The sequence below is a fragment of the Rheinheimera marina genome (assembly GCF_042654345.1).
GTDB classification, from domain to species: Bacteria; Pseudomonadota; Gammaproteobacteria; order Enterobacterales; family Alteromonadaceae; genus Pararheinheimera; species Pararheinheimera marina.
Genome location: NZ_JBHSGB010000012.1, coordinates 46,503 through 67,283 on the forward strand (window position 1 = coordinate 46,503; position 20,781 = coordinate 67,283).

Here is a 20,781-nt window from a genome sequence, read left to right on the forward strand (position 1 = left end):
ATAAGATGACGTTTTTTAATCTGTCAGACGACTTAGCGCATCCAGCAGATGCAGTGAGCCCGGTTTCCCTGTACCATGGCGCGCCATTTTTTGCAGTGAGGACAGCATGAATAAATTCGCTTTAGGTCAACGTTGGATCAGTGACAGTGAATCCGATTTGGGATTAGGAACAGTGGTCGCTCTGGAAGGACGGATGCTGACGCTGCTATTCCCGGCCAGTGGCGAAACCCGGCTGTACTCGATGCAGGAAGCCCCATTAACCCGGGTGTTATTTAATCCGGGTGACACCATCAAAAGCGCCGACGGCTTTGAGCTGACAGTCAGCTCAGTGCAGGAAAAAAATGACTGCCTGGTGTATCTGGGTCAGCGCACCGACAACGGCGAACTGGTTGAACTGCGGGAAATGTTCCTCGACCACTTTATCAGTTTCAGCCAGCCACAAGACCGCTTGTTTGCCGGCCAGATTGACCGCTTTGAAACCTTCCCACTGCGTTACCAGAGCTGGTCTCACCTGCACCAATTGCAACAAAGCCCGTTACGTGGCCTGACGGGCGGCCGGATGAGCTTAATACCGCACCAGCTGTATATCGCCAACGAAGTCAGCAGCCGGCATGCGCCTCGTGTTCTGCTGGCCGACGAAGTGGGCCTGGGTAAAACCATTGAAGCCGGTCTGATTATTCATCAGCAACTGCTGGCCTCGCTGGCAAAACGGGTGCTGATTGTGGTGCCCGAATCCCTGCAGCACCAATGGCTGGTCGAAATGCTGCGCCGCTTTAATCTGAAGTTTTCTATTTTTGATGACGAGCGCTACACCGAATCCCTGGCCGATGGCGGCAACCCGTTCGAAACCGAACAACTGGTCCTGACCAGCCTGGAGTTTCTCTGCAAAAAGCGTAACGCGCACCAGCATGCCGTCGACGCAGACTGGGACTTGCTGGTGGTCGACGAAGCGCACCACCTGCACTGGAGCGAAGAAAAGGCCAGTACCGAATACCAGCGTATTGAAGAGCTTGCGCAGGATACACCGGGTTTAATTCTGCTGACAGCAACTCCGGATCAGTTAGGCCATCAAAGCCATTTCGCCCGTCTGCGCTTGCTGGACCCGAACCGCTTTTACGATTACCAGGCCTTTTTGGCCGAAGAACAAAGCTATAAACAAATTGCCAGCCTGGCCGCAGCGTTACAACAAGAGCAGCCGTTAACTGCCGACTCTGCCAAAGCACTGACAGCCATACTGGGCGAAACCGATATTCACAACGAATTGGCAATGTTGCAGCAAAACAGTGACGCCCAAGACGTTGGCACAGCCCGCGAAACTGTACTGCGCAAATTGCTGGACCGACACGGCACAGGCCGGGTGCTGTTCCGTAACAGCCGCCATACTATTCAGGGCTTTCCAAAGCGCCAGCCGAATCCTATTGCGCTGCAGCTGCCAGACCAATACAAAAACGCGCTGAAAGTACAACGCAGTTTCAGCGGCCAGCAAACGGTTCAGCAACGGGCCAAAGCCAGCCTGTTCCCGGAGCGGGTGTTTCAGGAGTTTGAAGGCAGCAAAAGCAGCTGGTGGCAATTCGATCCACGCGTCGACACGCTGATCCAATTGCTGAAACAATTTAAACGGGAAAAATTCCTGCTGATTTGTGCCCATGCCGACACCGCTGTCGCTTTGGAAGAAGCGTTAAGGGTGCGAGAAGGCATCCGGGCAGCAGTGTTCCATGAAGGCATGAGCATTCTGGAGCGCGACCAGGCGGCCGCGTATTTCGCTCAGGAAGACAACAGTGCGCAAATCCTGCTTTGCTCAGAAATAGGCAGCGAAGGCCGTAACTTCCAGTTTGCTCACCATCTGATACTGTTCGATTTGCCGCTCAATCCGGACCTGCTGGAACAGCGTATTGGTCGCCTTGACCGTATTGGCCAAACCCAAGATATCCAAATTCACCTGCCTTACTTTGCCGGTGAACCACAAGACTGGCTGTACCAATGGTATCAACAGGGTTTGAATGCGTTCGCGCACACCTGCCAGACTGGCCGGGCTGTGTACGACGAAGTCAGCGAAGCTTTGCTAAACCTGCTGGCTGGACAAACAGAGCCAGCCGAACTGACACAACTTGTCAGCCAAAGCGCCGCCCTGAACCAGACGTTAAAAGAAAAGCTGGAACAGGGCCGTGATAAGCTGTTGGAACTGAACAGCTCAGGAGGCCAGCAGGCGCAGCAACTGGCAGAACAAATCAGTGCACAGGATGGCGATGTGCGTCTGCCGATGTTTATGCTCAAAGCCTGGGATGTCTTGGGTGTGAATCAGGATGACCGCGGCGAAAACAGCATAGTGCTGAGTATTTCCGAGCAACTGCACAGCCATTACCCAATGCTGGATGACGATGGCATCAGCGTGACCTTCGACCGGGCCACCGCGCTGGCGCAGGAAGATTTGCAGTTATTAAGCTGGGATCACCCGATGGTGCTGGGCACTCTGGACATACTGACAAATGCTGAGCTCGGCAACAGTTCTGTCGCCTTGCTACCCAACAAAGCGCTGCCGGCAGGCACTTATTTTGTTGAGCTGCTGTACATCCTCGAAGCCAGTGCACCACCAGAGCTGCAGCTTGGACGCTACCTGCCGGTCACGCCAATCCGTCTGCTGCTGGAGAAAACAGGCAAGAACCTGTCGGCCAATGTCGCCTTCGAGCAGTTCAACAAACAGTTAAAGCCAATAGGTCGTCAGACTGCATCCAAACTGGTGAAAGCGCTACAGACTCTGGTGCATCCACTGTTACAGCAAGGCTTGCAGCAAGCGCAGGCACAAGTCCCGGCTTTGGTGCAACAGGCAGAGCAGAAAATGAACAGCGAACTGGATGCGCAAATTGAACGGCTGACCGCGTTACGGCAATTAAACCCACTGGTGCGCGAAGAAGAAATTGTGCATCTGCAACACCGTCAACAGCAGCTCGCGCTCTATATGCAAAAAGCCCGGTTAAAACTGGACGCACTGCGAGTTGTTATCGTCAGCCACGACTAAGGACAGCCATGCTGTTGGACTACCACCCACCACAGACACCTTATCTGGAGATCCTGTACCAGGATGAAGACATTCTGGTGCTGAATAAACCGAGTGGGCTGCTGACGGTACCGGGTAAAGCGCCTGAACATTTTGACAGCCTGGATTACCGGGTACGCCGGGTCTGGCCACAGGCCCGTATTGTGCATCGGCTGGATATGGCCACTTCAGGCCTGGTAGTAATGGCCATGCATATTGAAGCGCAACGTCACCTGAACCGACAGTTCCAACAGCGCCAGACGCAAAAACGCTATTTGGCAGTTTTAGAGGGACAAGTGATCTCTGAACAAGGGGCTGTTGAGCTACCTTTAATCTGTGACTGGCCAAAGCGGCCCAAACAAAAAGTCTGCTTTGAGCATGGTAAGCAGGCTCTGACTTATTTTGAGCTGCTGGAAAAGAATACGGACTGCAGCCGGGTTTTATTAAAACCAGTCACTGGTCGCTCTCATCAATTAAGAGTTCATATGCAGTGGCTGGGGCATCCTATCCTGGGGGATAAATTTTATGCTTCAGAGCAAGGCTATCAAAAAGCAGATCGCCTGTTGCTTCATGCTTTTAGCTTGCGCTTTGTTCACCCTTCGACCGCAAATGAACTATATTTTGAAGCATCTTGCCCTTTTTAAAGGGAATGACCAGAAAAAATGCCGTTCTATTAACTTAAGGTTCAGTTTTTCAAAGTAAACTTGGACACAGAGTATTAAATAAACACAAAAATAATCCTATTTTTGTAATAACCGATGGTCACTATTTGTTTAACTCGGTGTAATCAAATAAAATGTGGCCGCAATTTACTCTTAGGAGAGAAGGATGAAACTAAGTACTAGCGCATTAGCCATTTTGGCTGCTTTATCTGCATCAGCCGCAGTCGCCGCTGACAAACCTTTAGTGTCCGACCGTGTCTTTGGTTCTGTGTTCACTGAGTATTACCTGCCAGATCAGGACAAAGGTGAAACTGCAGACTATGGCTATATCCATGAAGGATGGGGTTACGGTCTGGAGCTGGGTTACCACCTGGATGAAAACTGGGCTTTACGCCTGGATCTGGTAAAACAACGTTTACCTCAAACGACCACTGACGACAAAATCGACGGTGACCGTATTGGTCTGAACGTTGTGCATAACTTCACTGGCAGCAACTTCTATGTATTAGGTGGTTTAAACCGTCTGGACGTGGAAGATGCAGGTGACGAATCAGCAGTGAATATCGGTGTGGGTTACCGCGCTTACCTGACTGAACGCGTTTCTCTGTTCGGTGAGATGAACCGCTTCCAGGGTTTAGGCGAAAGCTTTGCTGATGCCAACGTAAAACTGGGTATGTCAGTGCTGTTTGGTGACGCTCCAGCGGCACCAGAACCTACAGCGGCACCAGAGCCAGTAGCTCCGGTTCAGGCCCCGGTAGACAGCGACAAAGACGGCGTTCCAGATAGCAGCGATCTGTGCCCAGGCACTCCGATCACAGACAAAGTCGATGCGACTGGTTGTTCAATTTTCATGGAAAAAGAAGTCAGCTTCGCCCTGAAAGCACAGTTTGCCAACGACTCTGCTGTAGTCAAACCAGAATACGACGCTGAAATTGCTGAGCTGGCTGCGTTCCTGAAACGCTTCCCAGGTACTGACGTTGAAGTGGGCGGCCACGCGTCAAACGTAGGTACTCCTGCGTACAACCTGAAGTTATCACAACGCCGTGCAGACGCTATTGCCAAGATCCTGGTCGAGCAACACGGTATTGCTTCTAACCGCGTTTCTGCCCGTGGTTACGGTATTACTCAGCCAAAAGTAGCAGGAAATACCCCTGCTGCTCACGCGGCTAACCGTCGCATCGAAGCGAAAGTAACGGCCACAGTAAAAGAGAAAGTAGAACGTTAATCTGTTTTGCTGACTGTGAGTACAGGCCAGCTGCAGCAATGCAGCTGGCCTTTTCTTTTGAGGCAGATCAGGCCGTTAACTGCAACGCCGACTCATTGCCCGATTGCTGGGCAACAGAACCGTAAGTCTTCATCAGTTGCTGCAGGGTTCGCTGTAACAGCTGGCCCATAGAATCTGATTCTGTACTTTGCGTTTCGGTTGTGGTGCTACTGGTGCTGGCCGTGCTGTCAGATTGCTGAGACTCCTGATAGGCCTTGGCTTCCTGCATAGTGACTTTACCGTCACCGTCTGCGTCCGCCTCATCGAAGTTATCAATCAGACTCTGCAGCATGCTTGCCATCGGGTTGCTGCTGTCCGCCCCTTCAAGCATCGCACTCAGCTCATCCGCAGTTTTGCCTGTGTCTTCCTGACCTTGCATACCGCCAGGTGGTGGTGGAGGCGGCATCATTTGAGCCGAAGATGTATCCTGACTCTCTTGATAAGCCTTGGCTTCATCCATGGTGACTTTGCCATCACCGTCGCTGTCTGCTTCATCAAAGTTATCCACCAGATTCTGCAGCATCGAAGCCATTGGATCGTCACTGTCGACCTCTTCCAGCATCGCAGACAGTTCATCGGCGGTTTTGCCGTTATCCTGTTGCCCCTGCGGACCACCAGATGGTGGAGGTGGCATCTTGCCCTGTGCGTTGTACATTAACTGGCTGGCCTGGTCGCTGAATTCAGCGCTGGTCAGCTTGCCGTCACCGTCGCTATCCATGCTGGCAAACAGCTCTGTGCTGTTTTCGCTGGCGGCACTGTCCTTCAAACCGCTGAGCAGGCTGTCAAAATCAGATTGCTCCAGATAACCCTTTTGGGACTGATCCAACTGGCTGAACAACTGCTGACTTTTTTGTTGCAGTTGCTCAGCAGTCGGCGTCGACCTCATAGCTGCATAGCCTCCACTGGAGACTGATGAAAATTGAATCGCCATAGACTGGCTCCTTTTCATAGCGCGATCAGAATTAATCGCCCCTGTTTGGTTGCAATGTCACGGCCAGTCCAGGTTGAGAAAAGTAAAGGCAGGGTAAAGTTGAGTCAGATTTTAAGATGCAGAGCGCCATTGTCAGCGCAGCTTCGCCCAGAGTTTTGTGCCCTAAAGCAAGCACCTTGGTAAGATGAAGGAATTGAGCAGTGGTGGGCGGCAAAAAACTGCCGCCCAACTAGTGCTATCACGCAGAAAACCGCCCGGTCAACTGGGTCAGGGTTGAAGACAAATCCCCCAATCGGGCGGCAAGCTGTTGCAATTCGCCAGCATTTTGCAGGTTTGATTCACTGATCTGATGCATGGTCTGCACCTGCTGACCAACATCCTGCACCACCATAGCCTGCTCTTCTGTAGCAGCAGCTATTTGAATGCTCATCCCTTCAAGCTGCTGAATTTGCGAAGTAATTTGCTGCAAAGACGTCTCGACAGCATCACTCCGACGGACATTGTCCAGTGCCTGTTGACTGGCCGACGCAGTGGCCTGCACCGCCTGCTCAGTCTGACTGAGTAAGTCACTGATCACCTGCTGAATTTCTTTGGTTGAACCCTGGGTTCTGGCAGCCAATTGCCGCACTTCATCTGCAACAACGGCAAAACCACGCCCATGCTCCCCCGCTCTGGCCGCTTCAATGGCCGCATTCAGCGCCAACAGATTGGTCTGCTCGGCAATGCCCTGGATCACATCCAGGATCTGGCCAATACTGCCCGCCTTGTCAGCCAGCTGGCGGATCACCTGCTGCGCAGTTTCCACATGACCGGCCAGCTGTTTAATACCTTGCAGACTCAAACCAACCTGCTGCTGCCCTGCGACTACCGACTGACTGGCTTTGCTGGTACTGTCAGCCGACAACGAAGCATTCTGCGCTATTTCTGCTACGGTAGCGGCCATCTGCCCAATAGCGGCTTCCACTTTAGCACTGGCATCCAGCTGCTGCTGATTGTGTTGCAGGCTATGTCCTGCCGCATTGTTCAGTTCCTTCGATTCACCGGCCAGCTCACGGCTACTGTGCTGGATATCCGTCACCAGTTGATTGATATTAGCGACAAACTGGTTAAAACCCTGCGTCAGCTCTTGCAACTCACGGCCACCATTCTGGTCCAGCCGCACCGACAAGTCGGCTTCACCCTGCCCCAGTTGCTGAAATAACTGCCCGAGCCGGCGGATAGGTGCACTGATGCTTTGGCTGATAAACAAAGATAAGAAACCAATCAGAGCCGTCACCACTGCGGCGGTGAAATAGCTGGTCAGCTTAATTTGCTGCATCACGGCAAAAATTTCCTGCTCCGGAACCTGCGCAATCAGGTACCAATCCAGCGCTTCAATGTAGGTGGAGGCCAGCACTGTGGCTTCGCCGTTTAGCTCTGTTGTCACCAGATTCACCTGGCCCGGCTTTAACAGCTGCGCTGCAACGCCAGCGGCAAACTGACTGCTCAGTTCAGTACCAATTGACTGTGTTGGGTGCAGCTGAATTTGCCCCTGCTGGTTGGCTAAAAAAACAAAACCAGTCTGCTCAATTTTGTACTGGCTAATCATTTTGACCATATCAGTCAAAGGTTTAGCAATACCTGATAACCCGCGCCCGTCGGTCTGCTGGAAATTCACAAATATCTGGTAACCCACTTCAGGGCTGTTATACACAGACACCTGCCGGGCTTTGCCCGAATCTTTAAAGGCAAAAAACCAGGCATCCTCTGCTGGTGTCAGACGGCGCAAAAAACCACGCTCGTTCCAGTAATCGGCTGACTGTCGGTCACAAAATGACGCGGCCTGCAGCCCATGCACCTGCCGAACCTGCTCCAGCTCCGCCACCAGTTGCGCTTCAGCGGCAGGTTCGCGGCCATTGGCCGTGAGTTGATGCAACACGACCGACGTGGCGAGCTGCTCGGCAATTTGTTCCAGGCTGCGAATTTCTGCTTCGATGTTATGTTTGATCTGTTTCAGGCTGGCGGGTAAATCCTTTTGTAAGCTGCGTTCCGTCAATACGCGTTCCGTCATGACCTGACTTATCAGGCTAATCAGTAAGGTAGCCACTAAGACGGCACCACTTAAACTCACTAACAATTTCTGCCGAATCGACCAGTTCCCCATCAGTGACTCCTGCTCACTACAATGACTGCACTAGAAAGCCGCTATTATCATTCGCTGTAAAAATAGATTCATTAAGTTTTCATGAAATCCCGTTTTTTCGCATTGATTTCACACAAATTCGCGACTTGTCCGACAGCTATGCTAAGGTGCCTCAAAACATCATGGAGAAGCCAATGAAAGCACTCTGGTTCATTTGTGTGCTGGCACTGACCGGTTGTCAGCAAGCCTATTACGCAACAATGGAAAAATTTGGGGTCGAAAAACGGGAAATCCTGGTTGACCGGGTAAAAGATGCGCGGGACGCCCAGCAAGAAGGGCAACAGCAATTTAAAGATGCACTGGACGAACTCAGTCAGTTGCTGAACTTTGACGGTGGCGATTTACAAACCCAGTACGAGCAACTGAGCAGCCAATACCAGCAAAGCAAAAAGGCGGCCGAGCTGATAGGCAGCCGGGTCGATAAAGTGCAGTCGGTGGCAGAGGCGCTGTTTGACGAATGGCGTGACGAACTCGAGCAGTACCAAAGCCAGCAACTAAAACGACAAAGCCAGCAGCAGCTGGTCCAAACCGAACGCCAATTTCAGCAGTTGCTGAAAAAAATGCGCTCTGCCCAAAGCAAAACCCAGCCTGTGCTGAGGGTGCTGAACGACAATGTGCTGTTCTTAAAGCACAATCTGAATGCCAAAGCGATAGGCGCCGTACAGCAGGATTTTTCGGGCTTGCAACGGGATCTGAGAAGCCTGGTTCAGGAGATGAACCAGGCGATCAATGAATCAAATAAATTTATTGCCCGCTTACAGCAGGACTAGTGTTGCGCTCGCTCTGGGCTGGTTTCAGCAGTTCCAGAGCCGCTTTGGCCTGAGTTTCTTCGTCTTTTTGTTTAATACGAACCAAAGCTGCATAAAACTGCGCAGCGGTGAAGGATTGTGTCGATTGGATCAGATCGCTGACATCGGCATTACTTTGCGCCAGCATCTGCTGAAAAATCACCAGGTGACCATTCCGTTCTAACGCCGGCGCCAGATTGGTATCTTCAGCACCATCACGAATGGTGTAATACTTTTGCAGTAATTCAGCCCTAGCAGCCAGACTTAATTCAACAGTTTTGGCGGCCACAGCTTTCGGTTCTGTTTGCACTGTAGCTGGCTTCTGCTCTTTTACCGGTACTTTTTCCGTCGCCGTCAGGCTATTCACTAAGAATGCGGAAATAATCAGGCCGCTGAATAACCCCCAGAAAAAACTCAATAAAGGTGTTGGCTTGTACATCTTGAACTCCACTGCAAACAGGCAACTGCGATTATACCTGTCAGGATCCGCGGCGCGACCTTTTTCTAGCGGAAGGCGGTGTGAATTTGGGCTTGCAAAGCTGCTGCGCTGAGTCAGGGCTGATATAGTAGCGGCAACTGACTTTAATAAAGAGGCTGGCTTTGAAGTTCCCACTCTTGTTGCTCTGCGCCAGCAGCCTGTTCGCCGGAGGATGTATGACCCCAAACCCCACCGAATCCCAATTGCGTTATTGGATAGGACAGAAGCTGATGATCGATATCCGTCAGATCTGTGGCCCGGATCAACGCTGTGAGGACCTCACCCAGTTGCCGGCTGAGTACGCCGCTGGCATCCGGAACATGCAGTTAGGTGGGGTGATCCTGTTTGCCAACAACCTCAAGCACAGCGAGCAAATCCGTCAGCTGACAGCTGAGCTGGCACAAAGCAGCAGCGATGGTCTGCCACTGCTGATTGGCATTGATCAGGAAGGCGGCCGGGTCGCCCGTTTGCCGGTCGCTGAGTACCCGGCTTTTGCCGGCGCTATGGCACTGGGCGCCACTCTGGCTCACTCTGGCGACCATTACCCGCGGCAGGTGGCAACGGCGATGGCGCTGCAGTTACGCGAACTTGGCATTAACCTGAATTTCGCCCCGACTTTAGACGTCAACAACAATCAGGCCAACCCGGTGATCAATGTCCGCTCTTTTGGCGATCAACCGGCGCTGGTGGCTCAGGCGGGTGCTGCCATGGTGGAAGCCATGCAGCAGCATGGTGTGCTGGCCACCATTAAGCATTTTCCCGGCCATGGCGATACCCATGTCGACAGTCATACCGGCCTGCCTCGGGTCGATCATTCCATGCAGCAGGTGCTGAACACAGACTTAGCCCCTTTCGCTCAGGTGCTGCAGCAAAGTCAGCCGGCCATGGTAATGACCGCCCATATTCAATACCCGGCACTGGACAGCAGCACCCTGCTGAATAAACAAGGTGACAGCATGCTTAGGCCCGCCACGCTGTCGCGGCAGATGCTGACCGGCTTATTACGACAACAGCTGGGTTTTGATGGCGTGATCATCACAGATGCACTGAATATGGCCGGTATCAGCCAGTTCTTTTCGCCTGCCGATGCCGTGATCCAAACCTTTGCCGCCGGGGCAGATATTGCCCTGATGCCTTATGAAATCCGCTCGTTGCAGGACCTGACCGAACTGGAGCAACTGATCGATGCGGTTGTCAGTGCTGTACAACAAGGCCAGCTGTCAGCGACAGAGTTGCGGCAATCCGCCGAACGGGTGCTGAAGCTGCGCAACGCACTTTCCTCTGCCAGCCATTTCAGCCCACAACCAGAGCGGTTAGCCGCCGATCGACTGCTGGAGCAGCAACTGGCCGAAGCCAGCCTGACCCAGGTCGGCAACAATCAACTTCCTGAGCACTGGCAGCTGAATGGACAACGCCTGCTGCTGATTGCACCGGAACAAACCAAATGCCGGGGCTGGCAGCAGGCACTGGCGCTGCATCAGGTGCAGTTAAGCCAACTCACTTGCGCAACGCTGGAGCAGTCAGACGCGGAACTGAAAGCACTTATCGACCAGGCAGACACAGTGTTGGGTTCGCTGATAAGCCCGGTACAAAGCGCTGCAGAGCTTGGGGTCCTTGCCGATTTGCTGGCACTCAAGCCTGTACAGCTGAGCCCGGCCGCCCAAAAACAAAAAATGCTGCAGGCACTGACCTACGCCAGACAACAAGGCAAACAGAATCTGCTGGTCGCACTGCGCACACCCTATGAGCTTGCCGAATTTACCGCTGTGACCGACTTACGTCTGGCTACCTACAGCTACAACCAGCAGCCGCTGACCGCTGACAGGCCTTTGGCTGGCCCGGCTTACGATGCTGTGATCGCTTGCCTGCTGGGTAAAATTCAGCCAATCGGCCAACTGCCGGTGCAACTGGATTAAAGTGCCAGGCGGCCACGGCCGCTTGTACAAAGCAGAAATGACGCCAGACAAGGAAAACGAATGCTGTCACAACTTTTTGGTCTGAACCTGCTGCGACTGCTGGTCGCTGTGATTATTTTTCTGCATGGCGGTTATCGGGTGTTACACGGCGGCATAGAGCCCTTTGGTCAGTATTTAAGCCAACAAGGCTTTCCGCTTGGGTTAATCTGGTCTGTCGGCGTGACCGGGCTGGAATTGATAGGCCCGTTGTTCTTGCTGATAAACCGCTATGTCAGTGTGTTTTGTTTGCTATTTATTGTGCTGTACAGTACCGGCGTTGCGCTGCTGCACGCTAAAGTCGGCTGGTTTGTGGTTGGCCCGGGCCGTAATGGCGCCGAGTTTAGTGCGTTACTGATTGCGGTGCTTTTGGTGCTGATGGTACAGCACTGGCCTGCCCGCCGTTAACCAGCAGGCAGACTGCAACGACAGGCACTGCTTTCGCCATTCAGCCACACCCCGGGCAACTGCTGCTTTGCACTGAGCAGAGCGCTGATCAGGCTTTGTTGTTCAGAACACAGCAAGTCGGTTGCCAAGGGGCCTGCATACACCAAGCGTTGATGCCTGAATAATAAAAACACCGGGGTGGCAAACAACCGCAGGTGCTGCTGCGCCAGTGGCAAAGGCAACTCGGTGATCTGCAGGTTTGCGTGTTGTTCGACCAGCGCTTTGCTATGTGCGCGGGCAAAACTGCTGCAGCTGCAGCTGTTGTCCGCAATCAGGACTCCTTGCCATTCGCGGCCAGCTTCTGGGGCCAGCCCCAACTGCTGCACTTCTAGCTCAGGCCAGGGTTGTTGCTGCCACTGGCCTGTGGGGTCGAAAATACCGTAGTGGCTGGCGAAGAAATAATAAAAGCCAGCAGCGCTGCCCACTAACCATAAAAGCAGCAGCACTGAGGCCCAAAAGGTTTTACCACTCAATAACGGAATCTCTCAGCCTGGGTGGCCAGTTGTTCACTGACCTGGCCAACAGCCACGGCACTTTGCTGCAATTGCTGACCCAAAGCACTTTGGGCGTCCGCCATATCTGCTAACTGCATCGCGCTCTGTGCCACTTCATTACTGGCCGCCTGTTGCTGCTGCACCGAATCCGCCATTTGCTCCGCAGACAATGCCAGCTGGCCGGCATTCTGCTCCAGTTGGCGCAGGATCTCGCCGTTTTGCGCAGTTTGTTCCAGGGTCTGATCAATTTGGCCCAGACAATGTTGCACCGAGTGCACCGAACTCTGACTCGCCTGGTTCAGACTGCTCAGCATACTTTGGATCTGACCAGTAGACGCGTGAGTGCGACTGGCCAGACTACGGACTTCATCAGCCACCACTGCAAAGCCTCGGCCCTGTTCTCCAGCGCGGGCCGCTTCGATAGCAGCATTCAGCGCCAGCAAATTGGTTTGCTCAGCCACCGATTGAATGACCCCCAACACGGTGCCAATTTCTTTGGTGGAGACAGCCATCGAGTCGACATTTTGCCCGGCCTGTTGCAGTGACTGCGCCAATTGCTGGATCAGCTGACTGGTTTGTTGCACCGAGCGGGCTCCTTCCTGACTTTGCTGGCGGGATAACTCTGACAGCTGATGAATTTCTGAAGCCAGCATATTGAGCTGACTGACCGAATTCGACATCTCTTCGGTGGCGGCTGCAATACGCCGCACTTCCCGCCGTTTCTTTTCCATGTCCTGTACCAGTTGGGCACCGTCTTTTTTCAACTCACCCGTCTGATCCGCCAGTTGGTCTACAGAGCTATTAATCACCTGTACCGCCTGCTGAATGCCGGCCAGCGCCTGATTAAACTGGCGTACCAACTTCGAATTTACCTCGCGGCAACGTACGGTCAGGTTAATTTGTCGCTCGTCGCGTACCAGCTCTTCGGTGGTTTCGGCAAAGGCCAGCCCGGTCATCGCTTCACGGTAAGAATGGCGGCTGATAATCACCAGCACCAGGGCTTCAACCACTACATACAGCGCATGCACTACGACATTAGCCAGACTGGCATCCTGTGACGGTACCAGGTACACCGCGCCCCCTGAGGCCTGTAACCAGGCAAAGGCCAGGTGATGTACCGCAATAGTCGCGGCCGCAGCAACTATCACCCGCCAGTCCCGAAACGCACTTAAAATAGCCAACAACACAAAGATGCCAAAATGCAGTTCGGTTTTACCCATCGACTGATGAATATGCAAAGCGCAGAACAGCATAAAGGCGACACCAAAAGACAAACGGCTGAGCAGGTGGTCACGCAAACTCTTGTAAAGCACGAAAGGGATTACCAGCGCCGGTAACCCAACCAACAGGGTTGGCCACCAGGTCTGATGCCAGCTGGCCAGCATCAACGCTAATAGAAACAACAGCAGGTTAATGCTGTTCATAATACGAAAGGCTTGCTGGCGGAAAGGATATAACTGCATAGGTTCCTCACTTAACACTTCAGCATCCTGCAGTTGCATGGGTCGTTCCATGGAATGATTACGCAATGGCGCCGGTAACAAAACGATAAAATTTTATCATATTTGCAATTTTTATCAAATATCACATTTTGTACTTTCGTATGCTCAGCACACAGTGGCTGCTTTACGTTGAAGTATGGAAGCTCAGATCAATTTGACAAAAAATTTAGCGGACAGCAGCAGCTTCTGCTGCCATCAAAAAGTCATCTGCTCTGCTTATGCTTGAATTTTTTGGAGCTTATCTGATGACACAATTTTCCCGCCGGACCTTTCTGAAACACTTAGCCCTCGCCAGTGGTGCCAGCTGGCTGACCAGCAGTCTGCTTGGTTGCAGCAGTCCGACTGCAGCGCCAACCAACAGAACACCCATTGAATTTCTGCATGGGGTTGCCAGCGGTGACCCGCAACAAAACCGCTTGTTATTCTGGACCCGGGTCAGCCCGGCGCAGCCACTGGGCGGCGTGCAGCTGTTGCTTGAAGTCAGTACCAGCGCCGACATGCGCCAGCTGGTGCATACAGAACTGGTGCTGGCCAAAGCGGACAACGATTACTGCATTAAAGTGGACCTGAGCGGGCTGAGTCCGGCCACCGACTATTACTATAGGTTTCGCGACCAACAACACAGCTCTGTTGTAGGCCATGGCCGCACACTGCCGGCACAAAGACCAGAAGCGGTGCGAATGGCTGTGCTGTCGTGCTCCAATTATCCAGCCGGCTATTTTCACGCCTACCGAGAAGTGGCCACGCAACCACTCGACGTCGTGCTGCATTTAGGCGACTACCTGTATGAATATGCGATGGGCGAATACGGCACCGAGCAAGCCTCAGCACTGGGCCGGGAGCTCGCCGCCGACAACAGCAAAGAAATGCTCAGCCTGACGGACTACCGTAAACGTTACTCCCTGTACCGAACTGATGCGGATTTGCAGGCCGCTCACCAGGCTCACAGTTTTATCTGCGTCTGGGATGATCACGAAATTACCAACGACGCCTGGACAGACGGCGCGGAAAATCATCAGCCGGAGGAAGGCTCCTACCAGTCCCGCAAACTGGCCGCCCTGCGGGCTTATTACGAGTGGATGCCGGTGCGTCCACTGGTCGTCAACCAACAGCAGTCACTGGCCCGCCGCTTTGACTTTGCCGACCTGCTGAGCCTCTGTATGCTCGACACCCGGATTGAAGGCCGGATGCAGCAACTGGATTATGCCAGCTTCAGCACGAAGGAATCTGGTTTGGACTTCAGCGCCTTTCGTCAGGCGTTAAATGCCCCACAGCGCACTTTGTTGGGTCAATCACAGCAAGAGTGGTTGCTGAGTCAACTACTCAGTGCCAAAGCGACCTATAAAGTGCTGGGCCAGCAGGTGTTGATGGCCAAGATGTGGTTGCCCGCGCCTGCACTGGCAGCCCTGGGTAAACCTGGCCCTGAACTGGCAAGCCAGCTGCATCAAATGGCGCAGCAAGCAAAGACGGCAGCCTCACCTGCCGATACCCTGCCCTACAATCTGGATGCCTGGGACGGTTATCCGGCCGAGCGGGAGCTCATTTATCAAGCCGCATTGAAATCTGGCCAACCGTTGGTGGTATTGGCCGGAGACACCCACAATGCCTGGGCGTCCAGCCTGCATAGCGGCAATGGCCAGCCGGTCGGAATTGAGCTGGCAACGGCTTCAGTCACCTCGTCCGGTATTGAAGATTACCTGCAGCTGGGGCCTACAGAACTGCGTCAGTTGGAGCAGGATTTGGTCGGGCTGATTGACGAGCTGGACTGGTGCAACCTGCAACAACGCGGTTATCTGCTGCTGAATTTCACCTCCAGCCAGTTAACAGCGCAATGGTTTGGCTTGAGTTCAGTGAAAACCCGGCAGTACCAAAGCCTGCTGCTGAACGAAATGAAATTCAGCCCTGCGCTGACAAAACTCTAAAGCTTGGCGTGGCGGGTCCGATAACAGGAGAACTAGCTGTTTATCCGGGCCCGTCATGCGTACTCTCCTGTTGGTGTTTTTGTTGCTGCCTGCCAGCTTATGGGCGGAAAGCCCGGCCAGTGCCGAATTCTGGCAACGTTCGGATCTGGAGCGACAGCTGGATCAGGACGAAGTCAAAATCATTGCCGCTGGCGAGAGCGAGTTTCTGACCCTGCAACTGCCCGCAATGACTGCCGAAGTCAAAGGCACGGCACTGCTTATTCCGGACGGCTCACAACATCCTGCCAGCCCGCGCTACATCCAGACCCTGCGCCAACAACTAATTGACTATGGCTGGAATACCATTGCCATTCTGCCGCCCGAAGCCGCAGCAGACGACAGTACCGAAGCGCTGGAACAGTATCAGCAGTTATTGCTGCAGCGGGTGGTCGCGGCGACCACAGCGGCACGACAGAACAGTGGGTACCTGATTGTGCTGGCCCAAGGCAATAACGGCGCTTTAGTGGCTCAACTCTATGCAGACAAAAAAATTCCGGAACCTGAATCCCTGGTGCTGCTCAGCGCTTACCACCCACTGCAGGCAGGCAATAAACAGCTGGCACAATGGATAGCCAAACTGGCTATTCCCACGCTGGATCTGAAACAGCAAAAGGACAACTCAGTGCTGGATGGTCATTGGCGCCTACGCCAGCAGTGGGTTAACAAAGAAAACAAGTTGTTGTACCGTCAGCGTGAATTACCGGGCGATATGAAAAGCCCGCTTTGGCAGGAACAAATGCTGAAAGAAGTGTACGGCTGGCTGAGTTATCAGGGCTACTGATGCGCAGCCCCTGTGCTTCAGAGTAAACTGCGGCTTTTGTTGCCGGATGGAAATACGTTATGTCGCCACTGATCACCACCGTTGCCCTGCTGACGGTCAGCAATATCTTTATGACCTTCGCCTGGTATGGTCATCTGAAACACCTGAAAAGCTCTGCGCTTTATATCGCAATAGCCGTGTCCTGGGGTATCGCACTGTTTGAATACATGCTGATGGTGCCGGCCAACCGGATTGGCCATCAGGTGCTTAGCCTGGCCCAGCTGAAAATCCTGCAGGAAGTCATTACCTTAAGTGTGTTTATTCCCTTTGCGGTGCTCTATATGAAAGAGCCCTTTAACTGTTTCGTACTCAGGAATACGTAACCTTTACTTTAGTAGCAACGAATATCTTTATCTTGCTTCATTGATGATCGCTACATTCAGATAAGTTCACCGGCCTCCCTCACCTGCTGAGTACCAAAAGCAGTTTCATAGCAAACACACCACTCTTTGCAGTTTGTGCATCACCAATATGATCAATCCCCCAAAGACTGCAAAGAGCGAAAAGCGGTTATTTGAATTCGAAGATGTTTAATAACCATATGTCAGCTTTAAATTTTAAGCAGATGCTCACTCGAACATATGAGCGGAAAAATTATCACGAATTTAAAGAAATACGCGAAAACCCTGTGAAAAAATAAACAAATGAAACTAGGTCACAATGTGCCTAATTTTTCCTTAAATAAGGCTACTGAACTGTCTGGCGGCAAGACATTTTAAAGCGGATGGTTCTACGTGAATGCTTCGAACACCACAGCCAATAACGCGATACAACCAGAAACCGATAAAGCTTCACCATTCATGCCATTGGTCGCTTAAATTCATGGCCTCATCCTATACCCGCTCTGGCAGGATAGTTGTCACTACTTAAAATTTAACCAGTTGGGGCGTTAAGGCTTAATTGTGCCGAGTTATAGTGAAGAACGTAAGCAGCAGATTTTAAATAAGTTACTGCCGCCTTCGAATATGACCGTAGCTGAAGTATCAAGAATCGAAGGGATTGGGCTACAAACTTTGTATAATTGGCGGGATAAAGCCAAACAACAAGGTCGTCCTGTGCCCGGAAGTACACCAACCTCAGAACATTGGTCAGCAGAAGCTAAGTTTGCCACTGTGCTTGAAACCGCCAGTTTGAATGAAGCTGAATTGAGCGAGTATTGCCGGGCTAAAGGCCTGTACGTTGATCAGGTTAAAGCCTGGAAAACCGATGCACTGCGAGGGTTTATGAGCTCCCGCGAGCAGGAGTTGGAAGCTAAGCGACAGCGCCAAGCTGATCATAAGGAAATCAAACAGTTAAAAAGCGAACTGAGGCGCAAAGAAAAAGCTTTGGCTGAAACCGCAGCCTTGTTGGTGCTCAGAAAAAAGTTAAATGCGCTTTGGGAGAACGACAACGAGGACGATTAACCTTGGTCTCAGAGCGCACTAAATGTGTGAACTTGATACAGGAAGCGAACCAGGCTGGAGCGAGGCTTCCTCTGGCCTGCGAAGAAGCTAGCATTACATTGCGCACCTATCGGCGCTGGTATCGGGATGGCAAGATCACCGCTGATCAAAGGCCGGATGCGGTTCGTCCACCGCCCTCGAATAAGCTGACGGAAGCAGAACAGGCGAAGATCGTCGAAGTGTGTAATTGGCCAAAGTTTGCCAGCTTGCCGCCATCGCAAATCGTCCCAACGCTGCTGGATGAAGATGAATATTATGGTTCTGAATCAACATTTTATAGGGTATTAAAAGCCTTTGGTCAGCTGCACCATCGCGGCCGAAGCTTAGCGCCGAAAGGGTCAACACTGCCAACGACCTATACCGCAACAGGGCCTTGTCAGGTGTTCTGTTGGGATATTACCTACTTGCCGAGCACGGTGCGTGGGCAGTTTTACTACCTGTATATGCTCGAAGATGTGTTCAGCCGGAAAATTGTTGGTGGTGAAGTGCATGAACAGGAATCAGGTGAGCATGCAGCAAAGCTGTTAGAGCAAACGCTGATCCGGGAGAAATGTTTACACAGTGGTGTGGTGCTGCATTCGGACAACGGTGCGCCAATGAAATCGCAGACCATGCGAATGAAAGCGTATGAACTTGGCGTGACGACATCGTACAACAGACCTCGGGTTAGTAACGATAATCCGTTTGCAGAGTCGCTGTTCCGTACCTGTAAATACCGACCGGACTGGCCATCATCAGGCTTTAAAAGTCTTGATGAAGCAAGAACTTGGGTGTTGAAGTTTACGCGCTGGTACAACTACGAACATAAGCACAGTAAGTTGCGGTTCGTGACGCCGCACCAGCGCCATACCGGTCAGGATCAAATCCTCCTGGCAAAGCGCAAAGAACGGATTGAAGCCGCGAAAGCAGCCAACCCAAGCCGTTGGGGGAAACGCGAAGTGCGAAACTGCAAACCAGTGGGACCGACAACGCTAAATCCCGAAAAAGAGCCGATCAAAAAGGTAGAAAAACAGGCCGCTTAAAACAGTCAATAGTGACAACTAGCTTGAAAAACGCCGTATATGGCAGTCATTTTGTCTCAGAAACCTATGTGTATTAAAAATGACTAATATCGGCAACATCTAAATTAGGTTATATTTAACCACAAAAAAATTATGGTTATTCATGATCTCAATTACATGACGGTCGTAATGTATATTAACCCTACATTTTATACTACTATTATAACAGATGAGGCTTGAATGAAAAACAACCTACCAGTGACTGGGGTGGAGCTTAGCTTCTCACCCACAGCCAATATTTTATCTACAACAAATCTTGAGGGTAAAATCACCTACATTAACAAAGACTTTATTGATGTCAGCGGCTTCACTAAAGAGGAGTTAATTGGCCAGAACCACCATATTGTGCGCCACCCGGGTATGCCGCCCGCCGTATTTAAAATGTTTTGGGCTGATTTACGCGCCGAAAAATCATGGATGGGTATTGTCAAAAACCGATGTAAAAATGGTGACCATTACTGGGTTGATGCTTATGCTACGCCAATTAAAAAGAATGGTAGAACAGAGGAATATCAATCAGTAAGGCGTAAAGCTAAACCCGAATTTATTGCTCGTGCAGAAGAAGTCTACGCCGCAATCCAAGCTGGAAAATCTTTAAGCAAGCTGGAAGATTCATTATCGCTACCCACCAAGATTACCTTTGCGCTCCTTACCAGCTTACTGTTGCCAGTATTGGTTTATGCCTTAAACTACTCCGCCTTATTCGTACTATTAGCCACAATATTTAGCACCCTGGTTGTCTGTGCCGCTATATTTGCCTTCAACCAGCCGCTGCTGCTTGCCTTACAAAAACTCAAAACCATTTCTGAAGATAGGGTCGCGCGCTATGTCTACACCGGTCGAAATGATGAAGCCGGGACTTTGTTACTGGCGGTTAAAAAACTTGAGTCTGAGAACGCGGCATTAATTGGCCGCATCAATGATATGTCGTCAACCTTAAGTGAAAATGCCCAAAGTTTAAGTGCTGCCGTAACACAATCTGAAAATGGCACCTTACGTCAGTTTGAACAAACAGAGCAGGTTGCAGCGGCAATGGAACAGATGGCCGTGAGTATCCAAAGCGTATCCATCAACGCAGCAGAAACCTCTACCGCCTCAGCTGACGGACTGGCAATTGCCAACTCCGGCAAACAGGTCGTTGATGAAAATGCCAGTACCATTAATGAATTGAAACGTCTCATTCACTCTGCGTCGCAGGTCATCAATAACGTTGCCGTTAGTAGTAATGAAATTGAAAAAATCCTCGACGTAATTCTCGCCATTGCCGACCAAACCAATTTACTGGCATTAAATGCGGCCATTGAAGCGGCACGGGCAGGAGAACTCGGCCGGGGCTTCGCGGTTGTTGCCGATGAAGTGCGATCTTTAGCAAATCGTACTCAAGCATCAACTAAGGAAATCCGCAGCGTCATTGAGCAGTTACAGAGCGGTGTTCGACAAGCAGTCAGTGCTATGCGATCCGGTGAAGCGGCAGCGGAACAAAGTGTAGCAAAAAGTCATGCCACAGCGCAGGCTCTGGAAAACATCCTGAATGCGATTAGCACGATTTCCGGTATGAGCGAGCAAATTGCACGGGCAGTGAATGAACAAACATCTGTAGCGAACTCAGTCAGTGAAAGCGTGCTAAATATCAAAAGCAATGCGCAGGAAAATCTGGATGCTGTTAAATTAAGCGGCAAGGTTGCGGAGAGGACTGTCAATATCACCAGAAGATTGGATCAGCTAACCAATCAGTTTTGGGCAACACAGCAAGGGACCTAGCC

General features: G+C 51.8%; 16 protein-coding genes. 11 read left to right on the forward strand and 5 right to left on the reverse strand.

The features are described 5' to 3' along the window. Positions 1-106: 106 nt before the first annotated feature. The 3 genes from rapA to ACFO3I_RS13545 all read left to right on the forward strand — a co-directional run bounded on the left by rapA (position 107) and on the right by ACFO3I_RS13545 (position 4,921). Positions 107-3,016 (forward strand): RNA polymerase-associated protein RapA, encoded by a 2,910-nt coding sequence (rapA, locus tag ACFO3I_RS13535; protein WP_377334727.1) that lies wholly within the window; start codon positions 107-109, stop codon positions 3,014-3,016. A gap of 8 nt (positions 3,017-3,024) precedes the next feature. Beyond that, a complete protein-coding gene (locus tag ACFO3I_RS13540) occupies positions 3,025-3,678 on the forward strand; it encodes an RluA family pseudouridine synthase (protein ID WP_377334729.1) in 654 nt (217 codons plus the stop codon). 184 nt (positions 3,679-3,862) lie between these two features. Beyond that, complete coding sequence (locus ACFO3I_RS13545; RefSeq protein WP_377334731.1) at positions 3,863-4,921, forward strand: OmpA family protein; 1,059 nt, start codon at positions 3,863-3,865, stop codon at positions 4,919-4,921. A gap of 67 nt (positions 4,922-4,988) precedes the next feature. Here ACFO3I_RS13545 and ACFO3I_RS13550 read toward each other — a convergent pair whose 3' ends face one another. Together ACFO3I_RS13550 and ACFO3I_RS13555 are read right to left on the reverse strand one after the other, a co-directional pair. Next, positions 4,989-5,891 (reverse strand): EF-hand domain-containing protein, encoded by a 903-nt coding sequence (locus ACFO3I_RS13550; protein WP_377334733.1) that lies wholly within the window; start codon positions 5,889-5,891, stop codon positions 4,989-4,991. 238 nt (positions 5,892-6,129) lie between these two features. Then, positions 6,130-8,034 (reverse strand): methyl-accepting chemotaxis protein, encoded by a 1,905-nt coding sequence (locus ACFO3I_RS13555; RefSeq protein ID WP_377334735.1) that lies wholly within the window; start codon positions 8,032-8,034, stop codon positions 6,130-6,132. Between the two features lie 173 nt (positions 8,035-8,207). On the opposite strand from ACFO3I_RS13555, the gene ACFO3I_RS13560 reads away from it, so the two are divergent. Next, the gene (locus ACFO3I_RS13560; RefSeq protein WP_377334737.1) at positions 8,208-8,843 is read left to right on the forward strand and encodes a DUF2959 family protein; all 636 of its coding nucleotides are present in this window, start codon (positions 8,208-8,210) and stop codon (positions 8,841-8,843) included. On the opposite strand, the gene ACFO3I_RS13565 is transcribed toward ACFO3I_RS13560, so the two are convergent. Further along, positions 8,818-9,300 (reverse strand): hypothetical protein, encoded by a 483-nt coding sequence (locus ACFO3I_RS13565; protein ID WP_377334739.1) that lies wholly within the window; start codon positions 9,298-9,300, stop codon positions 8,818-8,820. The genes ACFO3I_RS13560 and ACFO3I_RS13565 overlap by 26 nt on opposite strands. Positions 9,301-9,515: 215 nt before the next feature. Here ACFO3I_RS13565 and ACFO3I_RS13570 point away from each other — a divergent pair, with 215 nt between their 5' ends. Continuing rightward, positions 9,516-11,255, forward strand: coding sequence for a glycoside hydrolase family 3 protein (locus tag ACFO3I_RS13570; RefSeq protein WP_377334741.1), 1,740 nt, complete (start codon positions 9,516-9,518; stop codon positions 11,253-11,255). Between the two features lie 60 nt (positions 11,256-11,315). Further along, positions 11,316-11,699 (forward strand): DoxX family membrane protein, encoded by a 384-nt coding sequence (locus ACFO3I_RS13575; protein ID WP_377334743.1) that lies wholly within the window; start codon positions 11,316-11,318, stop codon positions 11,697-11,699. On the opposite strand, the gene ACFO3I_RS13580 is transcribed toward ACFO3I_RS13575, so the two are convergent. After that, a complete protein-coding gene (locus tag ACFO3I_RS13580; protein ID WP_377334745.1) occupies positions 11,696-12,211 on the reverse strand; it encodes a DUF6436 domain-containing protein in 516 nt (171 codons plus the stop codon). The genes ACFO3I_RS13575 and ACFO3I_RS13580 overlap by 4 nt on opposite strands. Further along, positions 12,208-13,734, reverse strand: a complete 1,527-nt coding sequence (locus tag ACFO3I_RS13585; protein WP_377334747.1) for a methyl-accepting chemotaxis protein — start codon at positions 13,732-13,734, stop codon at positions 12,208-12,210. Before ACFO3I_RS13585 ends, ACFO3I_RS13580 begins: the two co-directional genes overlap by 4 nt. A gap of 245 nt (positions 13,735-13,979) precedes the next feature. Here ACFO3I_RS13585 and ACFO3I_RS13590 point away from each other — a divergent pair, with 245 nt between their 5' ends. The 5 genes from ACFO3I_RS13590 (at position 13,980) to ACFO3I_RS13610 (ending at position 20,779) form a co-directional block, all read left to right on the forward strand. Continuing rightward, on the forward strand, positions 13,980-15,656 hold the full coding sequence (locus ACFO3I_RS13590; RefSeq protein WP_377334749.1) for an alkaline phosphatase D family protein: 1,677 nt from the start codon (positions 13,980-13,982) through the stop codon (positions 15,654-15,656). A 55-nt stretch (positions 15,657-15,711) separates the two neighbouring features. Beyond that, complete coding sequence (locus tag ACFO3I_RS13595) at positions 15,712-16,476, forward strand: DUF3530 family protein (RefSeq protein ID WP_377334751.1); 765 nt, start codon at positions 15,712-15,714, stop codon at positions 16,474-16,476. A gap of 59 nt (positions 16,477-16,535) precedes the next feature. Next, positions 16,536-16,838, forward strand: coding sequence for a DMT family protein (locus tag ACFO3I_RS13600; RefSeq protein WP_377334753.1), 303 nt, complete (start codon positions 16,536-16,538; stop codon positions 16,836-16,838). Between the two features lie 579 nt (positions 16,839-17,417). Next, a protein-coding gene (locus ACFO3I_RS13605) for an IS3 family transposase (RefSeq protein WP_377334755.1) occupies positions 17,418-18,979 on the forward strand; the annotation gives its coding sequence in 2 pieces (ribosomal slippage) (positions 17,418-17,868 and positions 17,868-18,979; 1,563 coding nt in all). Positions 18,980-19,198: 219 nt separating this feature from the next. Further along, positions 19,199-20,779 carry a methyl-accepting chemotaxis protein gene (locus ACFO3I_RS13610; RefSeq protein ID WP_377334757.1) on the forward strand — a complete coding sequence of 527 codons (1,581 nt, stop codon included), beginning with the start codon at positions 19,199-19,201 and terminating at the stop codon, positions 20,777-20,779. Positions 20,780-20,781: the final 2 nt, after the last annotated feature.

Coding starts and splice junctions, on each gene's coding strand:
- ACFO3I_RS13585 (WP_377334747.1), bottom strand. CDS start 13,734: ATGCAACTGCAGGATGCTGAAGTGTTAAGTGAGGAACCTATGCAGTTA.
- ACFO3I_RS13560 (WP_377334737.1), top strand. CDS start 8,208: ATGAAAGCACTCTGGTTCATTTGTGTGCTGGCACTGACCGGTTGTCAG.
- ACFO3I_RS13550 (WP_377334733.1), bottom strand. CDS start 5,891: ATGGCGATTCAATTTTCATCAGTCTCCAGTGGAGGCTATGCAGCTATG.
- ACFO3I_RS13595 (WP_377334751.1), top strand. CDS start 15,712: ATGCGTACTCTCCTGTTGGTGTTTTTGTTGCTGCCTGCCAGCTTATGG.
- rapA (WP_377334727.1), top strand. CDS start 107: ATGAATAAATTCGCTTTAGGTCAACGTTGGATCAGTGACAGTGAATCC.
- ACFO3I_RS13545 (WP_377334731.1), top strand. CDS start 3,863: ATGAAACTAAGTACTAGCGCATTAGCCATTTTGGCTGCTTTATCTGCA.
- ACFO3I_RS13600 (WP_377334753.1), top strand. CDS start 16,536: ATGTCGCCACTGATCACCACCGTTGCCCTGCTGACGGTCAGCAATATC.
- ACFO3I_RS13555 (WP_377334735.1), bottom strand. CDS start 8,034: ATGGGGAACTGGTCGATTCGGCAGAAATTGTTAGTGAGTTTAAGTGGT.
- ACFO3I_RS13590 (WP_377334749.1), top strand. CDS start 13,980: ATGACACAATTTTCCCGCCGGACCTTTCTGAAACACTTAGCCCTCGCC.
- ACFO3I_RS13575 (WP_377334743.1), top strand. CDS start 11,316: ATGCTGTCACAACTTTTTGGTCTGAACCTGCTGCGACTGCTGGTCGCT.
- ACFO3I_RS13540 (WP_377334729.1), top strand. CDS start 3,025: ATGCTGTTGGACTACCACCCACCACAGACACCTTATCTGGAGATCCTG.
- ACFO3I_RS13610 (WP_377334757.1), top strand. CDS start 19,199: ATGAAAAACAACCTACCAGTGACTGGGGTGGAGCTTAGCTTCTCACCC.
- ACFO3I_RS13570 (WP_377334741.1), top strand. CDS start 9,516: ATGACCCCAAACCCCACCGAATCCCAATTGCGTTATTGGATAGGACAG.
- ACFO3I_RS13565 (WP_377334739.1), bottom strand. CDS start 9,300: ATGTACAAGCCAACACCTTTATTGAGTTTTTTCTGGGGGTTATTCAGC.